General features: G+C 70.7%; 17 protein-coding genes. 5 read left to right on the forward strand and 12 right to left on the reverse strand.

Going from position 1 to position 17,027, the window contains the following annotated elements; all coding sequences use genetic code 11:
* The first annotated feature begins 174 nt into the window (after positions 1-174).
* On the forward strand, positions 175-2,607 hold the full coding sequence (locus NNW99_RS26705; RefSeq protein ID WP_215124472.1) for a glycoside hydrolase family 3 protein: 2,433 nt from the start codon (positions 175-177) through the stop codon (positions 2,605-2,607).
* 85 nt (positions 2,608-2,692) lie between these two features.
* Here the strand turns inward: NNW99_RS26705 and NNW99_RS26710 are convergent, their stop codons facing one another.
* The gene (locus tag NNW99_RS26710; RefSeq protein ID WP_215121676.1) at positions 2,693-3,664 is read right to left on the reverse strand and encodes an aldose epimerase family protein; all 972 of its coding nucleotides are present in this window, start codon (positions 3,662-3,664) and stop codon (positions 2,693-2,695) included.
* A 15-nt stretch (positions 3,665-3,679) separates the two neighbouring features.
* Positions 3,680-4,567, reverse strand: coding sequence for an SGNH/GDSL hydrolase family protein (locus NNW99_RS26715; protein ID WP_215121678.1), 888 nt, complete (start codon positions 4,565-4,567; stop codon positions 3,680-3,682).
* Positions 4,568-4,825: 258 nt separating this feature from the next.
* Here NNW99_RS26715 and NNW99_RS26720 point away from each other — a divergent pair, with 258 nt between their 5' ends.
* Positions 4,826-5,320, forward strand: a complete 495-nt coding sequence (locus tag NNW99_RS26720) for a DUF3145 domain-containing protein (RefSeq protein ID WP_215121680.1) — start codon at positions 4,826-4,828, stop codon at positions 5,318-5,320.
* 126 nt (positions 5,321-5,446) lie between these two features.
* On the opposite strand, the gene fabF is transcribed toward NNW99_RS26720, so the two are convergent.
* The 5 genes from fabF to fasR all read right to left on the reverse strand — a co-directional run bounded on the left by fabF (position 5,447) and on the right by fasR (position 10,385).
* Complete coding sequence (gene fabF / locus NNW99_RS26725) at positions 5,447-6,718, reverse strand: beta-ketoacyl-ACP synthase II (protein WP_215121681.1); 1,272 nt, start codon at positions 6,716-6,718, stop codon at positions 5,447-5,449.
* Between the two features lie 85 nt (positions 6,719-6,803).
* Complete coding sequence (locus NNW99_RS26730) at positions 6,804-7,052, reverse strand: acyl carrier protein (RefSeq protein WP_003989952.1); 249 nt, start codon at positions 7,050-7,052, stop codon at positions 6,804-6,806.
* An 81-nt stretch (positions 7,053-7,133) separates the two neighbouring features.
* Positions 7,134-8,135, reverse strand: a complete 1,002-nt coding sequence (locus NNW99_RS26735; protein WP_215121682.1) for a ketoacyl-ACP synthase III — start codon at positions 8,133-8,135, stop codon at positions 7,134-7,136.
* 25 nt (positions 8,136-8,160) lie between these two features.
* Positions 8,161-9,090, reverse strand: a complete 930-nt coding sequence (locus NNW99_RS26740) for an ACP S-malonyltransferase (protein WP_215121684.1) — start codon at positions 9,088-9,090, stop codon at positions 8,161-8,163.
* A gap of 89 nt (positions 9,091-9,179) precedes the next feature.
* The gene (gene fasR / locus NNW99_RS26745) at positions 9,180-10,385 is read right to left on the reverse strand and encodes a fatty acid biosynthesis transcriptional regulator FasR (RefSeq protein ID WP_215121685.1); all 1,206 of its coding nucleotides are present in this window, start codon (positions 10,383-10,385) and stop codon (positions 9,180-9,182) included.
* Positions 10,386-10,443: 58 nt separating this feature from the next.
* Here fasR and NNW99_RS26750 point away from each other — a divergent pair, with 58 nt between their 5' ends.
* Positions 10,444-11,097 carry a pirin family protein gene (locus tag NNW99_RS26750; protein ID WP_215121686.1) on the forward strand — a complete coding sequence of 218 codons (654 nt, stop codon included), beginning with the start codon at positions 10,444-10,446 and terminating at the stop codon, positions 11,095-11,097.
* A gap of 3 nt (positions 11,098-11,100) precedes the next feature.
* On the opposite strand, the gene NNW99_RS26755 is transcribed toward NNW99_RS26750, so the two are convergent.
* Together NNW99_RS26755 and NNW99_RS26760 are read right to left on the reverse strand one after the other, a co-directional pair.
* Complete coding sequence (locus tag NNW99_RS26755) at positions 11,101-11,916, reverse strand: serine hydrolase (RefSeq protein WP_215121688.1); 816 nt, start codon at positions 11,914-11,916, stop codon at positions 11,101-11,103.
* An 18-nt stretch (positions 11,917-11,934) separates the two neighbouring features.
* Positions 11,935-12,405, reverse strand: a complete 471-nt coding sequence (locus NNW99_RS26760; protein ID WP_215121689.1) for a GNAT family N-acetyltransferase — start codon at positions 12,403-12,405, stop codon at positions 11,935-11,937.
* Between the two features lie 98 nt (positions 12,406-12,503).
* Here NNW99_RS26760 and NNW99_RS26765 point away from each other — a divergent pair, with 98 nt between their 5' ends.
* Positions 12,504-12,971 carry a MerR family transcriptional regulator gene (locus NNW99_RS26765; protein WP_215121690.1) on the forward strand — a complete coding sequence of 156 codons (468 nt, stop codon included), beginning with the start codon at positions 12,504-12,506 and terminating at the stop codon, positions 12,969-12,971.
* The gene (locus NNW99_RS26770; RefSeq protein ID WP_215121691.1) at positions 12,968-13,981 is read left to right on the forward strand and encodes an aldo/keto reductase; all 1,014 of its coding nucleotides are present in this window, start codon (positions 12,968-12,970) and stop codon (positions 13,979-13,981) included. Before NNW99_RS26765 ends, NNW99_RS26770 begins: the two co-directional genes overlap by 4 nt.
* Before the next feature lie 80 nt (positions 13,982-14,061).
* On the opposite strand, the gene NNW99_RS26775 is transcribed toward NNW99_RS26770, so the two are convergent.
* From NNW99_RS26775 to NNW99_RS26785, 3 genes are all read right to left on the reverse strand, one after another.
* On the reverse strand, positions 14,062-14,919 hold the full coding sequence (locus NNW99_RS26775) for a DUF4429 domain-containing protein (protein ID WP_215124473.1): 858 nt from the start codon (positions 14,917-14,919) through the stop codon (positions 14,062-14,064).
* 66 nt (positions 14,920-14,985) lie between these two features.
* Positions 14,986-16,194: an alpha/beta hydrolase gene (locus NNW99_RS26780; protein WP_215121692.1), complete on the reverse strand. Its 1,209-nt coding sequence runs from the start codon at positions 16,192-16,194 to the stop codon at positions 14,986-14,988.
* A 73-nt stretch (positions 16,195-16,267) separates the two neighbouring features.
* Positions 16,268-16,900, reverse strand: a complete 633-nt coding sequence (locus NNW99_RS26785; RefSeq protein ID WP_215121694.1) for a TetR family transcriptional regulator — start codon at positions 16,898-16,900, stop codon at positions 16,268-16,270.
* Positions 16,901-17,027 lie beyond the last annotated feature (127 nt).

Consider the following 17,027-nt stretch of genomic DNA (forward strand, 5'->3'; position numbering starts at 1 on the left):
GCCGCAGTATCGCGTGACGGGAGTGATCTACGCCATGGGTGCTCAGTCGGTGCTCTCGTTTGCCTTGGGCTCAACTATTGGTCGCCGTCCCGAGTCCTTCGCATTCTGCCGAGGCAGGATGAGGACGTACTCGACTGCAACGAGGAGGCCGGCGTGGCGGATACAGCACAGGCGATGCAGGACGCGGCCCGCGAGGCCGCCGTCGAGGCGGCTCTCGGCAAGCTCGATCTGGACGCCAAGGCACGGCTGCTGGCCGGGCGGGACATGTGGAGCCTGCCCGCGCTGCCGGAGGTGGGGCTGGGCTCGCTGGTGATGTCCGACGGCCCGATCGGCGTCCGCGGGGTGCAGTGGAGCGCCGACGATCCCTCCGTCGCGCTGCCCTCACCGACCGCCCTCGCCGCCACCTGGGACCCCGGACTCGCGTACCGGGCAGGGGTGCTGCTGGCGCAGGAGGCCCGCCGCAAGGGCGTCCATGTCCTGCTCGCCCCCACGGTCAATCTGCACCGCTCCCCGCTCGGCGGCCGTCACTTCGAGGCCTACAGCGAGGACCCGTACCTCACGGGCCGGATCGGCACGGAGTACGTCCGGGGCGTCCAGTCCGGCGGCGTCGGCACCACCGTCAAGCACTTCGTCGCCAACGACGCCGAGACCGACCGCCTCACGGTGAACAACCTGGTGAGCGAACGCGCCCTGCGCGAGCTGTACCTCGCCCCCTTCGAGGCGATCGTCGAGAACGCCCACCCCTGGGGCATCATGACCGCCTACAACTCCGTCAACGGCACGACGATGACCGAGCACCACCACCTGGTCAACGAGGTCCTGCGCGGCGAGTGGGGCTTCGACGGGATCAACGTCTCCGACTGGACCGCCGCCCGCTCCACCAGCGGCGCCCTCGCCGGCGGCCTGGACATCGCGATGCCCGGCCCGCGGACCGTCTACGGCGAGGCCCTCGCGCAGGCGGTCCGGGACGGCGAGGCGGACGAGGCCCAGGTCGACGAGGCCGTCCGCCGCGTCCTGCGCCTGGCCGCCCGGGTCGGCATCCTGGACGGCGTCGAACCGGTCGTCACCGCACCGCCCGCGCCCGTCGACGGCGAGGCGCTCGCCCGCGAGATCGCCCGCCGCTCCTTCGTCCTCGTCCGCAACGAGCGTGGCGCGCTGCCGCTGAGGCCCGGCAGCGTCGCGCTGATCGGAGCCGCCGCCCGCGACGCCCGCGTCCTCGGCGGCGGCTCCGCCACGGTCTTCCCCGCCCGGACCGTCTCCCCGCTCGACGGCCTCACCGCCGCCCTCCCCGACGGCGGCCTCACCTACTCCCTCGGCGCCGACCCGAACACCGAACTCCCCGTCGCCGACCCGGGCTTCGCACTGCGCGCCGTCTGCCGCGACAGCGACGGCACCGTCCTCGGCACCCGCTCGGCCCCCAGCGGCCACATCCAGTGGATGGGCGACGACCTGCCCGACGGCGTCACCCACGACACCCTGCACAGCGTCGAACTGACCGGCACCCTCACCCCGCGCGAAACCGGCACCCACACCCTCGGCTTCAAGGGGCTCGGCCCCTTCAGGCTGACCGTCGCGGGCACCACGTACTTCGACGACGTCCAGCGCCCCGCCGAGGACGGCGACCCCTTCGCCGCCTTCTTCGGCGCCCCGGTGCCCCACGCCCGCGTCGAACTCACCGCGGGCGAACCGGTCGAGGTCTCCCTCACCTACACCGTCCCGCCGCCCGACGGGCACCCCATGCGGGTCATCGGCTTCACCCTCGCCCACCAGGACCCGCAGCGCGACCCCGACGAGCTGATCGCCGAGGCCGCCGCTGCCGCCCGCGCCGCCGACACGGCCGTCGTCGTGGTCGCCACCACCGACCGCGTCGAGTCCGAGGGCTTCGACCGCACCGACCTGCGTCTGCCCGGCCGCCAGGACGACCTGGTCCGCGCCGTCGCCGCCGCCAACCCGAACACCGTCGTGGTCGTCAACTCCGGCTCCCCGGTGGAACTGCCGTGGCGCGACGACGTCGCCGCCGTGCTCCTGAGCTGGTTCCCCGGCCAGGAGGGCGGCGCGGCCCTCGCCGACGTCCTCACCGGCGCCCACGAGCCCGGCGGCCGCCTGCCCACCACCTGGGGCTCCCTGACCGACGCCCCGGTCACCCAGGTCGTGCCGGAGGACGGCGAACTCCCCTACGAGGAGGGCGTCTTCATCGGCTACCGCGCCTGGGAGCAGCAGGGCCGCACCCCCGCCTACCCCTTCGGCCACGGCCTCGGCTACACCGACTGGACCTACGAGTCGGTCGAGGTCGCCGGGAGCGCCGAAGGGACCACCGCGACGGTCCGCCTCCGCAACACCGGCGACCGCCCCGGCCGCGAGACCGTCCAGCTCTACCTCGCCCCGAGCGAGCCCGGCCCCACCCGCCCGGCACGCACGCTGGCCGGCTTCGCGAGCGTCGAGGCCGCACCCGGCGAGACCGTCGAGGCGACGGTCGTACTGCCGCGCCGCGCCTTCGAGACCTGGGACGAGACGAACGCCTCGTGGTCGTTTGTGAAGGGTTCGTACGAGATCCAGGTGGCGCGCTCGATCACCGACCGCAGGATCACGGCGACGATTAACGTCTGACCGGGACGCGTTCCCCACTGAGCAGCCCCGGTCCGGGACCTGACCCCTGGACCGGGGCTCGTGAGTTCTTGTCCGAGCCCCTGATTCAGCGCGTGCCGAACCCGTACACCGTCTCCGAGCGGAACACCTCGCCCGGCCGCAGCACCGTCGTCGGGAAGTCCGGCCGGTTCGGGGAGTCGGGGAAGTGCTGGGTCTCCAGCGCGATGCCGTCGCCGGGCGCGAAGGGCTCGCCCAGGTGGTCGGCGGTGTACAGCTGGAGTCCGGGCTCGGTCGTCGCCACCGTCAGCACCCGCCCCGACGCCGGGTCGTGCAGCTCGGCGACCTCCACCGGGACGTCCGCCACGCCCTTGTCGAGCACGAAGTTGTGGTCGTAGCCGGAGCCGACCTTGCGGGCCTCGCGGAAGTCGAAGCGCGTGCCGGTCACATCCTCCAGGTCGCCGGTCGGGATCAGATCCGCGTCGACCGGCGTGTACCGGGAGGCGGCCAGCCGCAGTTCATGGCCGCCCGCGTCACCGGAACCGCCCAGGTTGAAGTAGCTGTGGTTCGTCAGGTTCACCACGGTCGGCGCGTCCGTCACCGCCTCGTAGGCGATCCGCAGCGCGCCGCTCTCCAGCAGCGTGTACGTCGCCGAGACCTCCAGCAGCCCGGGGAACCCCTCCTCGCCGTGCGGACTGACCCGGGTGAGCCGCACCCCGTGCTCGACCGGGGCCGCGTCCCACACCCGCTGGTCGAAGCCGTACACCCCACCGTGCAGCGAGTTCGGCGCGTTGTTCGGTTCCAGAGCGTACGTACACCCGTCCAGCGGGAAACGGCCGCCGGCGATCCGGTTGGCGTACCGCCCGACCAAAGCCCCCAGGTAGGGCCCGGGGTGGGCGAGATAGCCCTTGAGGTCCGGGAACCCCAGCACCACATTCCCGGCCCGGCCCGCCCGGTCCGGCACCTCGACGGACTGCACGATCCCGCCGTACGACAGCACCCGCACCCGTACGCCCGCCCGCTCCAGGGTCCAGCGGTGCACCGGCGTGCCGTCGGAAAGTGTGCCGAAGAGTTCGTTCATGTGCGGAACTCTAAGTCAGCGGCCCTTCGCTGTGACGGTGCGGTACGCGATCTCCGCCAACCGGGCCTGTCCGTTCACGCTGGGGTGGAAGTAGTCCCAGCGGCTCAACTGAGCCGTGCCGAAGCGGTAGTCGTGCACCGCGCCCCCGTCGTACCGGCACCGCTCGTCCTCCGCGCAGACCTCCCTCAGGACCTTGTTGTAGTCCTCCACCCGCTTCTGCACCGTGTCCCGCCGCAGGGTCGCCGCCGAGTCCAGGGCGTCCGCGTCGCCCAGCATCGACGGGCAGATGCCGAGCTGCCACACCTGCTTGCCCAACGGGCTGTTGCGGCCCTGCGACCACAGCCGCTTCAGGTTCGGCACGCTCGCCACGAACACCTGGGCCTTGGGCAGGGCTTCGCGCAGGGTGCGCAGCGCGTCCTCGAAGTCGCTGCGGAAGGCGGAGATCGGGGTCATCGCCGCCGCGGAGGACCGGCAGGCGTCGTTCGCCCCGGCCATCACCGTCACCAGCTGCGGTTTCCGCCGCACCGCCTGGGTCATCTGCCCGGGCAGATCGGCCATCCGGGCCCCGGTCACCGCGTGGTTCCAGCTCCGCTCGGCGGCCTTGCCCTTCCCCAGCAGCCGGACGGCGAGCGAGTCCACCTCGGGGCTGACGCCGGTCGCCCAGGACGCCTCCGGGCAGTCCTGCAGCACATCACAGGCGTCGAAACCGCGCGTGATGGAGTCACCGACGGCGGCGATAGAGCTGGGGCTGCTGTCCCACAGCGGAGTGGGCTTGGGCGACGGCTCGGCACTGGCCGACGGGGCGGGGGAATTGCCCCCCACGGCGTCACATCCCGTGACTCCCAGGGCAGTCGCCACGGCCACGGCGGCAACGATCCGTGAGCGGTGGCTTCGCTTCCGCATGCCTGTTCCATCCCCTCGCCGCGCCATGGCTGTCTCCCCACCCATTAACAACGCACGAGGGTTCCCGACCGATCAGGTGCAACGGCTCACACCCGTACAAGCGTCCCCCTGGGTGAATGGTGGGCGTTTCCCGGCACCTGGACCGACCGTACGTCACACTCCTTGCGCCACCGCACGGTAGCCTCGCCATCAACGTGACCCGCCCGGTCACAGCCGTTCCGCCCGTTCAAAGATGGTCCGCTCTGCCCGGAGGTTCCGGTGACGACACGTGGGGTTCTGTACATGCACTCCGCGCCGCGCGCGCTGTGCCCGCACGTCGAGTGGGCCATCGCCGGGGTGCTCGGCACACGCGTCAGCCTGGACTGGATCCGCCAGCCCGCCGCGCCGGGCACCTGGCGCTCGGAGTTCTCCTGGCAGGGCCAGCCGGGCACGGCGTCGAAACTCGCGTCGGCCCTGCGGGGCTGGCAACTGCTGCGCTTCGAGGTGACGTCCGAACCCTGCCCCACCGCCGAGGGCGAGCGCTACAGCTGCACCCCCGACCTGGGCATCTTCCACGCCGTCACCGGCATCCACGGCGACATCCTCATCCCCGAGGACCGCCTCAGAGCAGCCCTGCAACGCTCCCAGCGCGGCGAGACCGACCTGGAAGCCGAACTCAACAAACTCCTCGGCAAGCCCTGGGACGACGAACTGGAACCCTTCCGCTACGCAGGAGAAGGCGCCCCGGTCCGCTGGCTCCACCAGGTGGTGTGAGTAGTTAGGGGCGCGGGGAACTGCGCGAACAACCCCCACCACGCCGCACCCGCCCCACAACGGAACACAAAACGGCGAATGGCCCGAACCCCCACCAGGGAGTTCGGGCCATTCAACACTCAGCGATCAAACCGTCCGAAACGCCAGCACCACATTGTGCCCACCGAACCCGAACGAGTCGTTCAACGCGGCGATCCGCCCATCGACCGGCAGCTTCCGAGCCTCACCCCGGACGATGTCGGCATTCGCCTCCGCCTCCGGGTCCAGGTTCTCGACATTGATGGTCGGCGGAGCCACCCGGTGATACAGCGCGAGCACCGTGGCCACCGTCTCGACACCACCGGCGCCACCGAGCAGATGCCCGGTCATCGACTTCGTCGCGGACACCGCGAAGTGGTCGGCGTCGTCACCGAACACCTTCCGCAGCGCCTTCAACTCGGCGATGTCACCGGCCGGCGTCGACGTGGCATGCGCGTTGACGTGCACGATCTCCGCCGGGTCCAGCTCGTTGCGCTCCAGCAGGTGCTGCAGCGCCTGCGAGATGCCACGCCCCTCCGGCTCCGGCTGCACGATGTCGTGGCTGTCGGCCGAGATGCCCTGGCCGACCGCCTCGGCGTACACCCGGGCCCCGCGCTTCGCGGCGTGCTCGGCGGACTCCAGGACGACGACACCGGCGCCCTCACCGAGGACGAAGCCGTCACGGGCCACGTCGTAGGGACGCGACGCGCCCTGCGGGTCGTCGTTGTTCTTGGACATCGCCATCATGTTGCCGAACGCGGCGATCGGCAGCGGATGGATCGCCGCCTCCGTGCCACCCGCGACGACGACGTCGGCGCGGCCCGTGCGGATCATCTCGATGGCGTAGCCGATGGCCTCGGCGCCCGAGGCGCAGGCGGACACCGGCGTGTGCACGCCGGCCCGCGCGCCCACGGCCAACCCCACGTTGGCCGAGGGGCTGTTGGGCATCAGCATGGGAACGGTGTGCGGGGAGACGCGGCGAACGCCCTTCTCCTTCAGCACGTCGTACTGGTCGAGCAGAGTCGTCACGCCGCCGATGCCGGAGGCGATGACCGCGCCGAGCCGGTCGGGGTCGACGTTCGGGTCCTCGTCGGCGCTCGCTTCGAAACCGGCGTCGGCCCAGGCCTCCTTGGCCGCGATCAGCGCGAACTGCGCCGAGCGGTCCAGACGGCGGGCCTGCGGCCGGGGGATGACCTCGGTCGGCTCCACGGCGACCGGGGCCGCGATACGGACCGCCTGCTCGGCGGCCCACTCCTGCTCCAGGGGCTTGACGCCGGACTTGCCGGCGATCAGGCCCTCCCAGGTAGAGGCTGCGTCGCCACCCAGCGGTGTGGTTGCGCCGATACCGGTGACGACCACGGTGCGATTGGTCGGGCTCACGGGAATTCTTTCTCCAACGGATACGAGGATTAAGCGGCGCCACCGCCGGGTGGCGGGGCAGTCGGCCCAGGGGCTGGTCGGTCGATCAGCCCTGGTGCTTGAGGATGTAGTCGGTCGCGTCGCCGACGGTCTTGAGGTTCTTGACGTCCTCGTCCGGGATCTTGACGTCGAAGCGCTCTTCGGCGGCGACGACGACCTCGACCATGGACAGCGAGTCGACGTCCAGGTCGTCGGTGAAGGACTTGTCCAGCTGGACGTCCTCAACCGGGATGCCGGCGATCTCGTTCACGATCTCGGCGAGACCGGCGACGATCTCTTCCTGAGTGGCGGCCATGTTGGCGCTCCTTCGTAGATATCCAGAGGGTGTGGCAGGTGTTTCCTCCCGTGCCGGACCGCATGATCCGGCACGGAGTGCCTAGGGGAGGGTAACGACAGTCGCGGCGTAGACGAGACCCGCCCCGAAGCCGATGACGAGCGCGGTGTCGCCGCTCTTCGCCTCGCCGGTCGCCAGGAGCCGCTCCATCGCGAGCGGGATCGAGGCGGCCGAGGTGTTGCCGGTGGTGCGTACGTCACGGGCGACCGTGACGGACTCCGGCAGCTTGAGTGTCTTCACCATCGAGTCGATGATCCGCTCGTTGGCCTGGTGCGGAATGAAGACGTCCAGGTCGTCCGCGGAGATGCCGGCGGCGTCCAGCGCCTCCTTGGCGACCTTCGCCATCTCGAACACGGCCCAGCGGAACACCGCCTGGCCCTCCTGCGTGATGGCGGGGAACTTGGCGACCTCGCCGGAACGGTAGTCCGTCCACGGCACGGTCTGCTTGATCGTCTCGGACTTGTCGCCCTCGGAGCCCCAGACCGTGGGGCCGATGGCGGGCTCCTGGGCCGGGCCCACGACGACCGCGCCGGCGCCGTCGCCGAACAGGAAGGCCGTCGCGCGGTCCTCCAGGTCGGTGAGGTCGCTCAGGCGCTCCACGCCGATGACGAGGACGTACTCGGCGGAGCCCTCGACGATCATGCCCTTGGCGAGGGTGAGGCCGTAGCCGAAGCCCGCGCAGCCGGCCGAGATGTCGAAGGCGGCGGCCTTGTTGGTGCCGAGCTTGTCGGCGATCTCGGTGGCGACGGCCGGGGTCTGCTTGAAGTGCGAGACGGTCGAGACGATCACGCCGCCGATCTGCTCGGCGGTGATCCCGGCGTCGGCGATCGCCTTGCCGGAGGCCTCGACCGACATCGCGGCGACGGTCTCCTCGTCGTTCGCCCAGTGCCGGGTCTCGATGCCGGAGCGCGAGCGGATCCACTCGTCGGACGAGTCGATCGTCTCGAGGATCACCTCGTTCGGCACGACCCGGGTCGGGCGGTACCCGCCGACGCCGAGGATGCGCGCGTACGGGGCGCCCTTGCTGGGCTTGATCTTCGCCATGCGGACGGCTCCTTGGGGGCGGCGGTCAGGCGTGCTCTGCGATGAGCTCGCGAGCCGCGTCGAGGTCGGCGGGGGACTTCAGGGCCAGCGTCTTCACACCGGGCAGAGCACGCTTGGCGAGACCGGTGAGGGTACCGCCCGGGCACACCTCGATCAGGGCCGTGACGCCGAGCTCCTTGAAGGTCTCCATGCACAGGTCCCAGCGGACCGGGTTGGCGACCTGACCGACCAGACGGTCCAGCACCTCGGTGCCGGCGGCGACGGACCGCCCGTCCTTGTTCGAGACATAGCTCACCTGCGGGTCACCGGGCGTCAGGGCCTCGGCGGCCTTCGCCAGCGTGTCGACCGCGGGAGCCATGTGGTGGGTGTGGAAGGCGCCGGCGACCTTCAGCGCGACGACCTTGCGCACGCCCTCGGGCTTGTCCGCCTCCAGCGCGGCGAGCTGCTCCTTCGTACCGGCCGCGACGATCTGGCCCGCGCCGTTGATGTTCGCCGGGGTCAGGCCCAGCTTCTCCAGGTGCGGAACCGTCACTTCGGGGTCGCCGCCCAGCAGGGCCGCCATGCCGGTCTCCGTGACGGCGGCGGCCTCGGCCATGGCGAGTCCACGGGTGCGGACGAGGCGGACGGCCTCCTCGTGCGGGAGCACACCGGCGAGCGAGGCGGCGGTGAACTCACCGACGCTGTGGCCGGCGATGGCGCCGACCTTGCGCGGCAGCTCCGCCGGGTCGTCGAACAGCGTGTACGCGGACGCCAGTCCGGCCGCGACCAGCAGCGGCTGCGCCACCGCGGTGTCGCGGATCTCCTCCGCGTCGGCCTCGGTGCCGTAACGGATCAGGTCGAGGCCCACGGCGTCGGACCATGCCTCGAGGGCACCGCGGACACCGGGGAAGTCGAGCCATGCTGACAGGAAGCCGGGCGTCTGGGCGCCCTGGCCGGGAGCGACGAGTACGAGCACTCTCACACTCTCTCTTGGGGACGGGCACGGCCGCCCGTGGGGACAGGGACGAAGAACACGAGGGGGTTTTGTCGGGCTCCGACAAAACCTTAGGGCTGGAGATCTCCATCGACCAGACGCCCCAGGATCAGAGCGATCCGCAGCGTGAAGGCAGAGCGTACATCGGAGGGTGACCAACCGGTGACGTCAGTCACACGTCGAAGCCGGTAGCGGACGGTGTTGGGATGGACGAACAGCATCCGGGCGGCGCCCTCGAGACTGCTCGCCTGTTCGAGATAGACACTGAGGGTCTCCAGGAGCGCGGCCCCGGCCTCCTCCAGTGGTCTGTAGATCTCCTCCACCAGTTGCTCACGGGCCGAGGGGTCACCGGCGATCGCGCGCTCCGGGAGCAGGTCGTCCGCCAGGACCGGGCGCGGGGCGTCCTGCCAGGCGGAACCCGCCTTCAGCCCCGCCGCGGCGGCCTGCGCGGACCGGGTCGCGGCCAGCAGGTCCGGCACCACCGGGCCCGCCACGACCGGGCCGGCCGCGTACGGGCCGATCAGCGACTTGGCGACGGCCAGCGGGTTGTCGCTGCCGCCCGCGATGACGACGAGGCGGTCCCCGAGCACACCGGTCAGCACCTGGAGCTTGGCGTGCCGGGCGGCCCGCCGGATGGCCTCCACGGTCAGTTCGGAGTCGCCGTCGGGGGCGGTGCCGAGCACCACGCACACGTGTTCGGGTGAGTTCCAGCCGAGGGCGGCGGCGCGGGACACGGCGCCCTCGTCGGCCTCGCCGCTGAGCACGGCGTTCACGACCAGGGACTCCAGCCGGGCGTCCCAGGCACCGCGTGCCTCGGCGGCCTGCGCGTACACCTGGGCGGTCGCGAAGGCGATCTCCCGGGCGTAGACGAGCAGTGCCTCGCGCAGCACGCTCTCGTCGCCGGGGGCCGCGACCTCGTCGATCGCGCTCTCCATGACCTCGATGGTGGTGCGCACCATCTCCACGGTCTGGCGCAGCGTGATCGCCCGGGTCAGCTCGCGCGGCGCGGTTCCGAACACATCGGTGGAGATGGCCTGCGGGGCGTCCGGCTGCCGGAACCACTCGGTGAAGGCGGCGATACCCGCCTGCGCGACCAGACCGATCCAGGAACGGTTCTCCGGTGGCATGGCCCGGTACCAGGGCAGCGTCTCGTCCATCCGCGCGATGGCCTGCGCGGCGAGCGATCCGGACGACTCCACCAGCCGCTTCAGCGTCGCGGCATGCGCGTGGGTGTCGTGTGGGGCGGCTGCGTTCTTACTGGTTTCGGGTTCGGGCACGGGACAAGACTGCCTTATCCGGACGGGAAGGTGCGTCGGCGGGTCTACGGTGGTCTCCGTGATGGACGTACGGCGCGCTCACGAGCGCTACCCCGGTGGGGAACCCGCCGCGGGGATCGAGACCTGGCACGCCTTCTCCTTCGGGCCGCACTACGACCCGGACAACCTCCGCTTCGGCGCGGTGATCGCCTGCAACGAGGAGCGGCTGGCGCCGGGGGCCGGCTTCGACGAGCATCCGCACAGCCACACCGAGATCGTCACCTGGGTCGTGGAGGGCGAGCTGACGCACCGGGACTCCACCGGCCACGAGTCGGTGGTGCGCCACGGCGACGTGCAGCGGCTCAGCTCGGCGGGTGGGGTACGTCACGTGGAGCGCAACGACGGCCCCGGCCCCCTCACCTTCGTCCAGATGTGGCTGGCCCCGCTCCGCCCCGGCGGCGACCCCTCCTACGAGGTCGTCCACGGCATCGCCGACTCGACGCCCTACGCCGTCCCGGAGGCCGGAGCCATGCTGCACGTGCGGCGCCTCGCGGCGGGGGAGCGGACGGCGGTGCCGGACGGGGCGCACGCGTACGTACATGTCGTACGGGGTGACGTACGCCTCGACGGCGAGGAACTGGCCGCGGGCGACGCGGCCCGCATCACCGACGCCAAGTCACTGGAGGCCGAGGGCGTGACCGACGCCGAGTTGCTGATCTGGGAGATGTCCTAGGCCCTAGAGCTCCGCGAGCACGGCGTCCGTGAACGCCGGCCACGCCTCCACCGCCCACGGCCCGAACGCCCGGTCCGTCAGCGCCACGCACGCGGCACGCGCGTCGGGGTCGATCCACAGGAACGTACCGGACTGCCCGAAATGCCCGAACGTGCGCGGCGAGGACGAGGCCCCCGTCCAGTGCGGCGACTTGGAGTCGCGGATCTCGAAGCCCAGCCCCCAGTCGTTGGGGTTCTGGTGGCCGTACCCCGGCAGGACGCCCTTCGTGCCCGGGTAGGTCACGGTCATCGCCTCGGCGACCGTACGGGGATCCAGCAGCCGCGGCGCCTGCACCTCGGCCGCGAACCGCAGCAGATCCTCGACCGTGGACACCCCGTCCTTGGCCGGGGAGCCCTCCAGGACCGTCGAGGCCATCCCCAGCGGCTCCAGCACGGCCTGCCGCAGATACTCCCCGAAGGGAATGTCGGTCGCCTTCGCGAGATGGTCGCCCAACTGCTCGAAACCGGCGTTCGAGTACAGCCGCCGCTCCCCGGGCGGCGCCATGACCTTGTGCTCGTCGAAGGCGAGACCCGAGGTGTGCGCGAGCAGATGCCGCACCGTCGACCCGGCGGGACCGGCGGGCTCGTCGAGCTCGACGGCCCCCTCCTCGTACGCCACGAGCACCGCGTACGCGGCCAGCGGCTTGGTCACCGAGGCGAGCGGGAACCGCTGCCCGGCCGGACCGTGGGTGCCGACGACGGTGCCGTCCGCCCGGACGACACCCGCCGCGGCGGTGGGAACCGGCCAGTTCTCGATCAACGCGAGGCTCTTGAGCGACATGCGTTCGACCCTATGCGCTCAGAGCGTCAGCTCCAGCAAGGGGTCGGGCTTGGGCCGGAAGCCCAGGGAGACGTAGAGCGGCTCGGCCTCGGGGGAGGCGGTGAGCTGGACGCGCCGGGCGCCGCGCGTACGGAACCACTCCAGCAGGGTCTGCATGCACGCCCGCGCGTACCCGCGCCGCCGGGCGTCCGTGTCGGTGGCGACGCTGAACACGAAACCCACCTTGCCCTGCGGGTCGCCCGACTTCCCGATGCGGTAGTCGATGGTCCCGGCCACCAGCGACGCCAGCGCCCCGGGCCGCTCCGGATGGTCCACGACGAACGCCACGAAGTCCGCCTCCGGCTTGCCCAGTTCGGCCTTCAGCGTGGGCAGGGACTCCCCGTGCCAGCGGGTGGAGGTGTCGCTTGCGAACAGCGACTCGATCATGATTTGGCGCAGCCGCAGGACTTCCTCGGCGTCCTCGGGCAGGGCACGACGTACTGAACTCATGACTCCGTACGCTAACCAGACGGATCAAGAAACGTCCTGCCGATTTCTTACCGTCGGCGCTTGCTTGGAGTGCACTCCAAGGTTCTAGCGTTGGGGCCATGACGGTGATGGATACCACCACGGGGACCAGGACCGACACCTGCGCCGGCCCGCCGCAGCAGGACCGCCGCCCGGACGGCGAGGACAGGTACACGATCAGCGAGGTCGTCGCCTTCACCGGCCTGACCGCGCACACCCTGCGCTGGTACGAGCGCATCGGCCTGATGCCGCACATCGACCGGTCCCACACCGGCCAGCGCCGCTACACCAACCGCGACCTCGACTGGCTCGACCTCGTCGGCAAGCTCCGCCTGACGGGCATGCCGGTCGCCGACATGGTCAGGTACGCGGAACTGGTGCGCGAGGGCGACCACACCTACGGCGAGCGCTTCGGCCTGCTCAAGACGACCCGCGAGGACGTCCTGGCCAGGATCGACGAACTCCGCGGCACGCTCGCCGTGCTCGACCGGAAGATCAGTTTCTACGCGGACGCCGGGCGTGCCCTGGCGTCGGAGAGGTCCCGATGACGGACGGCAGGATCACGACGGCGAAGCTCGGCGACGACGGCCCCGAGGTGGGCGTCCAGGGCCTCGGCTGCATGGGCATGAACTTCGGCTACGGCCCCTCGGACGCCGACGCTTCCCGGGCGACCCTGGAGCGGGCCCTCGAACTCGGCGTCACCCTCTACGACACGGCCGACGCGTACGGGGCCGGGGAGAACGAGCGGTTTCTGTCGCCCTTCTTCAAGGCCCACCGCGACGAGATCGTCATCGCGACCAAGTTCGCCCTGTCGATCCCCCCGGACGACCCGACGCGCCGCGTCGTCCGCAACGACCCGCCCTACATCCGCGAGGCCGTCGAGGCGAGCCTGAAGCGCCTGGACGTCGACGCCATCGACCTCTACTACATGCACCGGCGCGATGTGAACGTGCCGATCGAGGAGAGCGTCGGCACCATGGCCGAACTGGTCCGCGAGGGCAAGGTCAAGCACCTCGGCCTGAGCGAGGTCACGGCCGGCGAACTCCACGCCGCCCACGCCGTCCACCCCATCGCCGCCGTGCAGTCGGAGTGGTCGCTCTTCAGCCGTGACATCGAGACGAACGTCGTCCCGGCGGCCCGCGACCTCGGTGTGACCCTCGTCGCGTACTCACCGCTGGGCCGCGGCTTCCTCACCGGCTCCTTCGCCAGCGCCGATGACCTGTCCTCGGGCGACTTCCGCCGCCAGCAGCCCCGCTTCACGGGTGAGAACGCGACGGCCAACGGCGCCCTGCTGGACCCCATCCGCACGATCGCCGACACCCACAACGCATCGATAGGCCAGATCGCCCTGGCCTGGACCCACCAGCAGTCGACCGTCCACAACCTCCCGGTCATCCCGATCCCAGGCACCCGCAAGCCGTCCAGGGTGGAGGAAAACACAGCGGCAACGAGGATCGTCCTCACCGACGAAGAACTGACCCAGCTGAACCAGATAGCGGCCAAGGTGGCAGGCAACAGGTACGCGGACATGGCTTTCACTTCTGCCGGACGGGAGTGAAGCAGACATAAGGGGCGCGGGGAACTGCGCGACCGGCCACACTCAACCCGCACCCGCCGGCGCGCAGCAGCCCGCAGACGCTAAAGCTCCGCCAACAACTCGGCCTTTTTGACCGAAAACTCCTCATCAGTCACCAACCCGGCCTGATGCAACTCCCCAAGATGCCGAATCCGCTCAGCGATATCCGCAGGATCACGGCGCGGCCCAGCCGCAGACACAGCAGCCACCGGCTGAGACGTCCGCACCGCCGCCAACACCGCCGCAGCGAACGGCAGTGACTCATGCACCGGCCCATACCCCAGCCCGAACACCACCGCCGCCGGATCCTGATCGGCCTGCGCCGCAGCAGACCCCGTGTCCCGGCCCAGCAACCGCAGATGCCCCTCGAACACCTCGGGCGAGCGCCACTCCACCCCGTTCAGCTCCCCGACGGGAAAGTTCTGGTCGCCGGCCTTCCACTTCGCCGACGACGCCCCCGTCCAGAACCACCGGAAGTTGACCGTCCGCCCGTCGAACGAGGCCTTCCCGTCGTACGCCTTGAACGACAACGGCCCCTTGGGCGGCTCCACGAGGAACCGATCCGCCGGCCCGGACTCCGTCAGCAGGCCCCGCAGTTCGTCGGCGTAGTACTCCGCGAGCACCTCGCGCTCGGCGGGCATCACCAGCCGGTAGGGGTCACCGCTCTCCTTCAGCTGCCCGGCGGCCGCCTCCATCAAGGGGTCCGCCCCGGGTCGCGGCTCGACGCGCAGCACCACTGTGCCGCGCTTCCCGCGGGTCAGCGTCACCCCGGCGATCGCGTCCAGCGGGACACGGCGTTCCCCGAGCGCCTGAAAGAGCTTCGGTGTTCGAATCCCCCGTTCGTAGCGGATGAGCACGGAGTCGGACTCGAACTCCCAGGCGGCATGAAATCCGGCCAGTACGTCACCCATGCGGCTCATCGTATGCGGCACGCGCCCCTCCGTCCCCCTCCCGAGCAGACCGCAATTTCTTCGTCTCTACGCGCGTCAGGCCGCCGCCGTGCCGGACAAACCGGTCCGGCAGACGCCGTCTTCGTGCGCGCAGTGCACCGAGCGGTATGCGCCAACGCCGATCTCTGCGAAATTCATCAGACTTGCCGTGCCCGGCTCGAAGTAGCCGGCGTGACCCTTCGCGCCCTGCGCCGACAGGACCCGCGCACCGAACGCGGAGGACACCGGGTCGGCCCCGTGGCCGAGACCGCCGACCTTCAGGTACGGCACGTCCTGGATCCAGTCGTCGGCGTCCCGCATGGCCCACACCCGGGCGCCTGTGTGCAGTTGGGCGGCCTTCTCGACGCTCATGCCGGGGCTGCCGGCCACCGCGATGTCGGACACCTTGGAGGGCAGCGAACCCGCCGCGACGCCGCACACCACGGAGCCGTAGCTGTGGCAGAACAGCGAGACCGGCTTGTCGCCGGGCAGCGCCCGCACCAGCGCGTTCAGCCGTACGGAACCCTCCGCGGCGCGCATCGCCGTGGCCGAGTCGATGCCGAGTCCGCTGGGGGCCGTGTAGTCGGCCCAGGCGATCACGGCCGTACGGGTCGAGGGGCTAGCCTTCCGCTCGGCCGCGTGCAGGGACTCGGCCATGCCGACGGGCGCCGAGTACTTGCGCTCGGTGCGCTGGAAGGTGAGCAGGTCGGTGTCCACGCCGGGCACGACGACCGAGACCCGGTCCGCCCTGCGCAGATTGCCGAAGACCTCCGCCACCCGGCCCGAGCCCTCGGGGTCGAAGGCGAGGATGTGACGCCCCGGCTCCATGAGGTCCTCGAAGCGGTGCATCCTCCGGCCGGCCTCTTGCTTCCCGACCGCCGTGAGACGGGTGTCGTGCATGCGTTCCCGCTCGACCTTGCGCGCCTGTTCGAGCGCGACGCGATTGGCGCGATAGCGCAGCTCGACCGGGGCGCCGTTCATGTTGCCGACCGCGAGCGGATACTTGCGGACCAGGCTCGCGCGGTCCTGCGCGGTGAGGGAGGCGAAGAAGCGGGCCAGCTTCTTCGGCTCGGTCTCGGGGTCCGGCAGTCCGTGACCGCCGATCCGGCCGTGCTCCCATGCGGAGAGCGAGGCCTGGAGCGGCGTGTCGCCCCGCTGGTTGCGCAGGGCCGTCCAGCCGGTGGTCGCCAGCATCACGAACACGACGGCCAGAGCGAGCAGCGCGCGCCAGACGTTCAATTGCGGGGTGGTGTCGAAGGAAGTCACTGAAAGGACACACTAGGAGAACGAGAGGGTCTCGCGTTAACCAAGTGACCGGGATCACGTTTCGGTGTGTGTGCTAAGGGGACTGTTCTGTACGCCAGTTCCCGGCCAGTGCCGGACCCACCTGATCCAGGTATGTCGTGGTGAGTTGGCGCATTCCCGCGAGGCTGAGTTCGTCCCCCGCGGACCACAGTCGTTCGGTGACCCGAATCACCCCGCCGAACAGGGCCACGATGATCCTCGGCCGCGGGTCCGCGTCCACGTCCAGCCCCTCGCGCTCGGCGATGATCCGCGCGAGCTGCTCCTCCAGCTCGGCCGACCGCCGCAGATGGGCGGCGAACAGCGCGGGCGTCGACTCGATCACCCGGTAGACGCGCAGATGGAGGTCGATCGGCACGATCTCCTCGACGGCCTCGTTGATCGTGTCCCAGCTCTCCAGCACGGCCCGGCGCAGCGCCTCCAGCGGGGCCTCGTCCGGCGGGCGCACCTGCAGGGCCTGGACGACGAGTCCCTCCGCGAGTCGCGGCACGAAGAACGCCGTCTCCTCCTTGCCGGCGAAGTAGCGGAAGAAGGTGCGCTGCGAGACGTCGACGGCGGCGGCGATGTCGTCGACGGTGGTCTCGTCGTACCCGCGCGTGGCGAACAGTTCGAGGGCGGCGCGCAGCAGCGCGTCCCGGGTGCGCTGCTTCTTGCGTTCACGCAGGTTCAAGCGGCTCTCTCTCCTCCGAGTCTGCTCCGGCCCCCCTCCGGGCCGTTTTCGCAGTTCAGGCTATCCGAGGGTGTCCTGTCAGTTACCGACTTGTGAATCGGTTTGTCAATTGTCAGTGGCTGTCATT

It is taken from the genome of Streptomyces sp. CRCS-T-1 (genome assembly GCF_024442335.1).
Lineage (GTDB): Bacteria > Actinomycetota > Actinomycetes > Streptomycetales > Streptomycetaceae > Streptomyces > Streptomyces koelreuteriae.

What these genes read in the sequence shown, in the direction of transcription:
- NNW99_RS26730 (WP_003989952.1), bottom strand. Translation starts at nt 7,052, where the DNA reads ATGGCCGCCACTCAGGAAGAGATCGTCGCCGGTCTCGCCGAGATCGTG.
- NNW99_RS26715 (WP_215121678.1), bottom strand. Translation starts at nt 4,567, where the DNA reads ATGCGGAAGCGAAGCCACCGCTCACGGATCGTTGCCGCCGTGGCCGTG.
- NNW99_RS26770 (WP_215121691.1), top strand. Translation starts at nt 12,968, where the DNA reads ATGACGGACGGCAGGATCACGACGGCGAAGCTCGGCGACGACGGCCCC.
- NNW99_RS26705 (WP_215124472.1), top strand. Translation starts at nt 175, where the DNA reads ATGCAGGACGCGGCCCGCGAGGCCGCCGTCGAGGCGGCTCTCGGCAAG.
- NNW99_RS26735 (WP_215121682.1), bottom strand. Translation starts at nt 8,135, where the DNA reads ATGGCGAAGATCAAGCCCAGCAAGGGCGCCCCGTACGCGCGCATCCTC.
- NNW99_RS26710 (WP_215121676.1), bottom strand. Translation starts at nt 3,664, where the DNA reads ATGAACGAACTCTTCGGCACACTTTCCGACGGCACGCCGGTGCACCGC.
- NNW99_RS26775 (WP_215124473.1), bottom strand. Translation starts at nt 14,919, where the DNA reads ATGAGCCGCATGGGTGACGTACTGGCCGGATTTCATGCCGCCTGGGAG.
- NNW99_RS26765 (WP_215121690.1), top strand. Translation starts at nt 12,504, where the DNA reads ATGACGGTGATGGATACCACCACGGGGACCAGGACCGACACCTGCGCC.
- NNW99_RS26760 (WP_215121689.1), bottom strand. Translation starts at nt 12,405, where the DNA reads ATGAGTTCAGTACGTCGTGCCCTGCCCGAGGACGCCGAGGAAGTCCTG.
- NNW99_RS26755 (WP_215121688.1), bottom strand. Translation starts at nt 11,916, where the DNA reads ATGTCGCTCAAGAGCCTCGCGTTGATCGAGAACTGGCCGGTTCCCACC.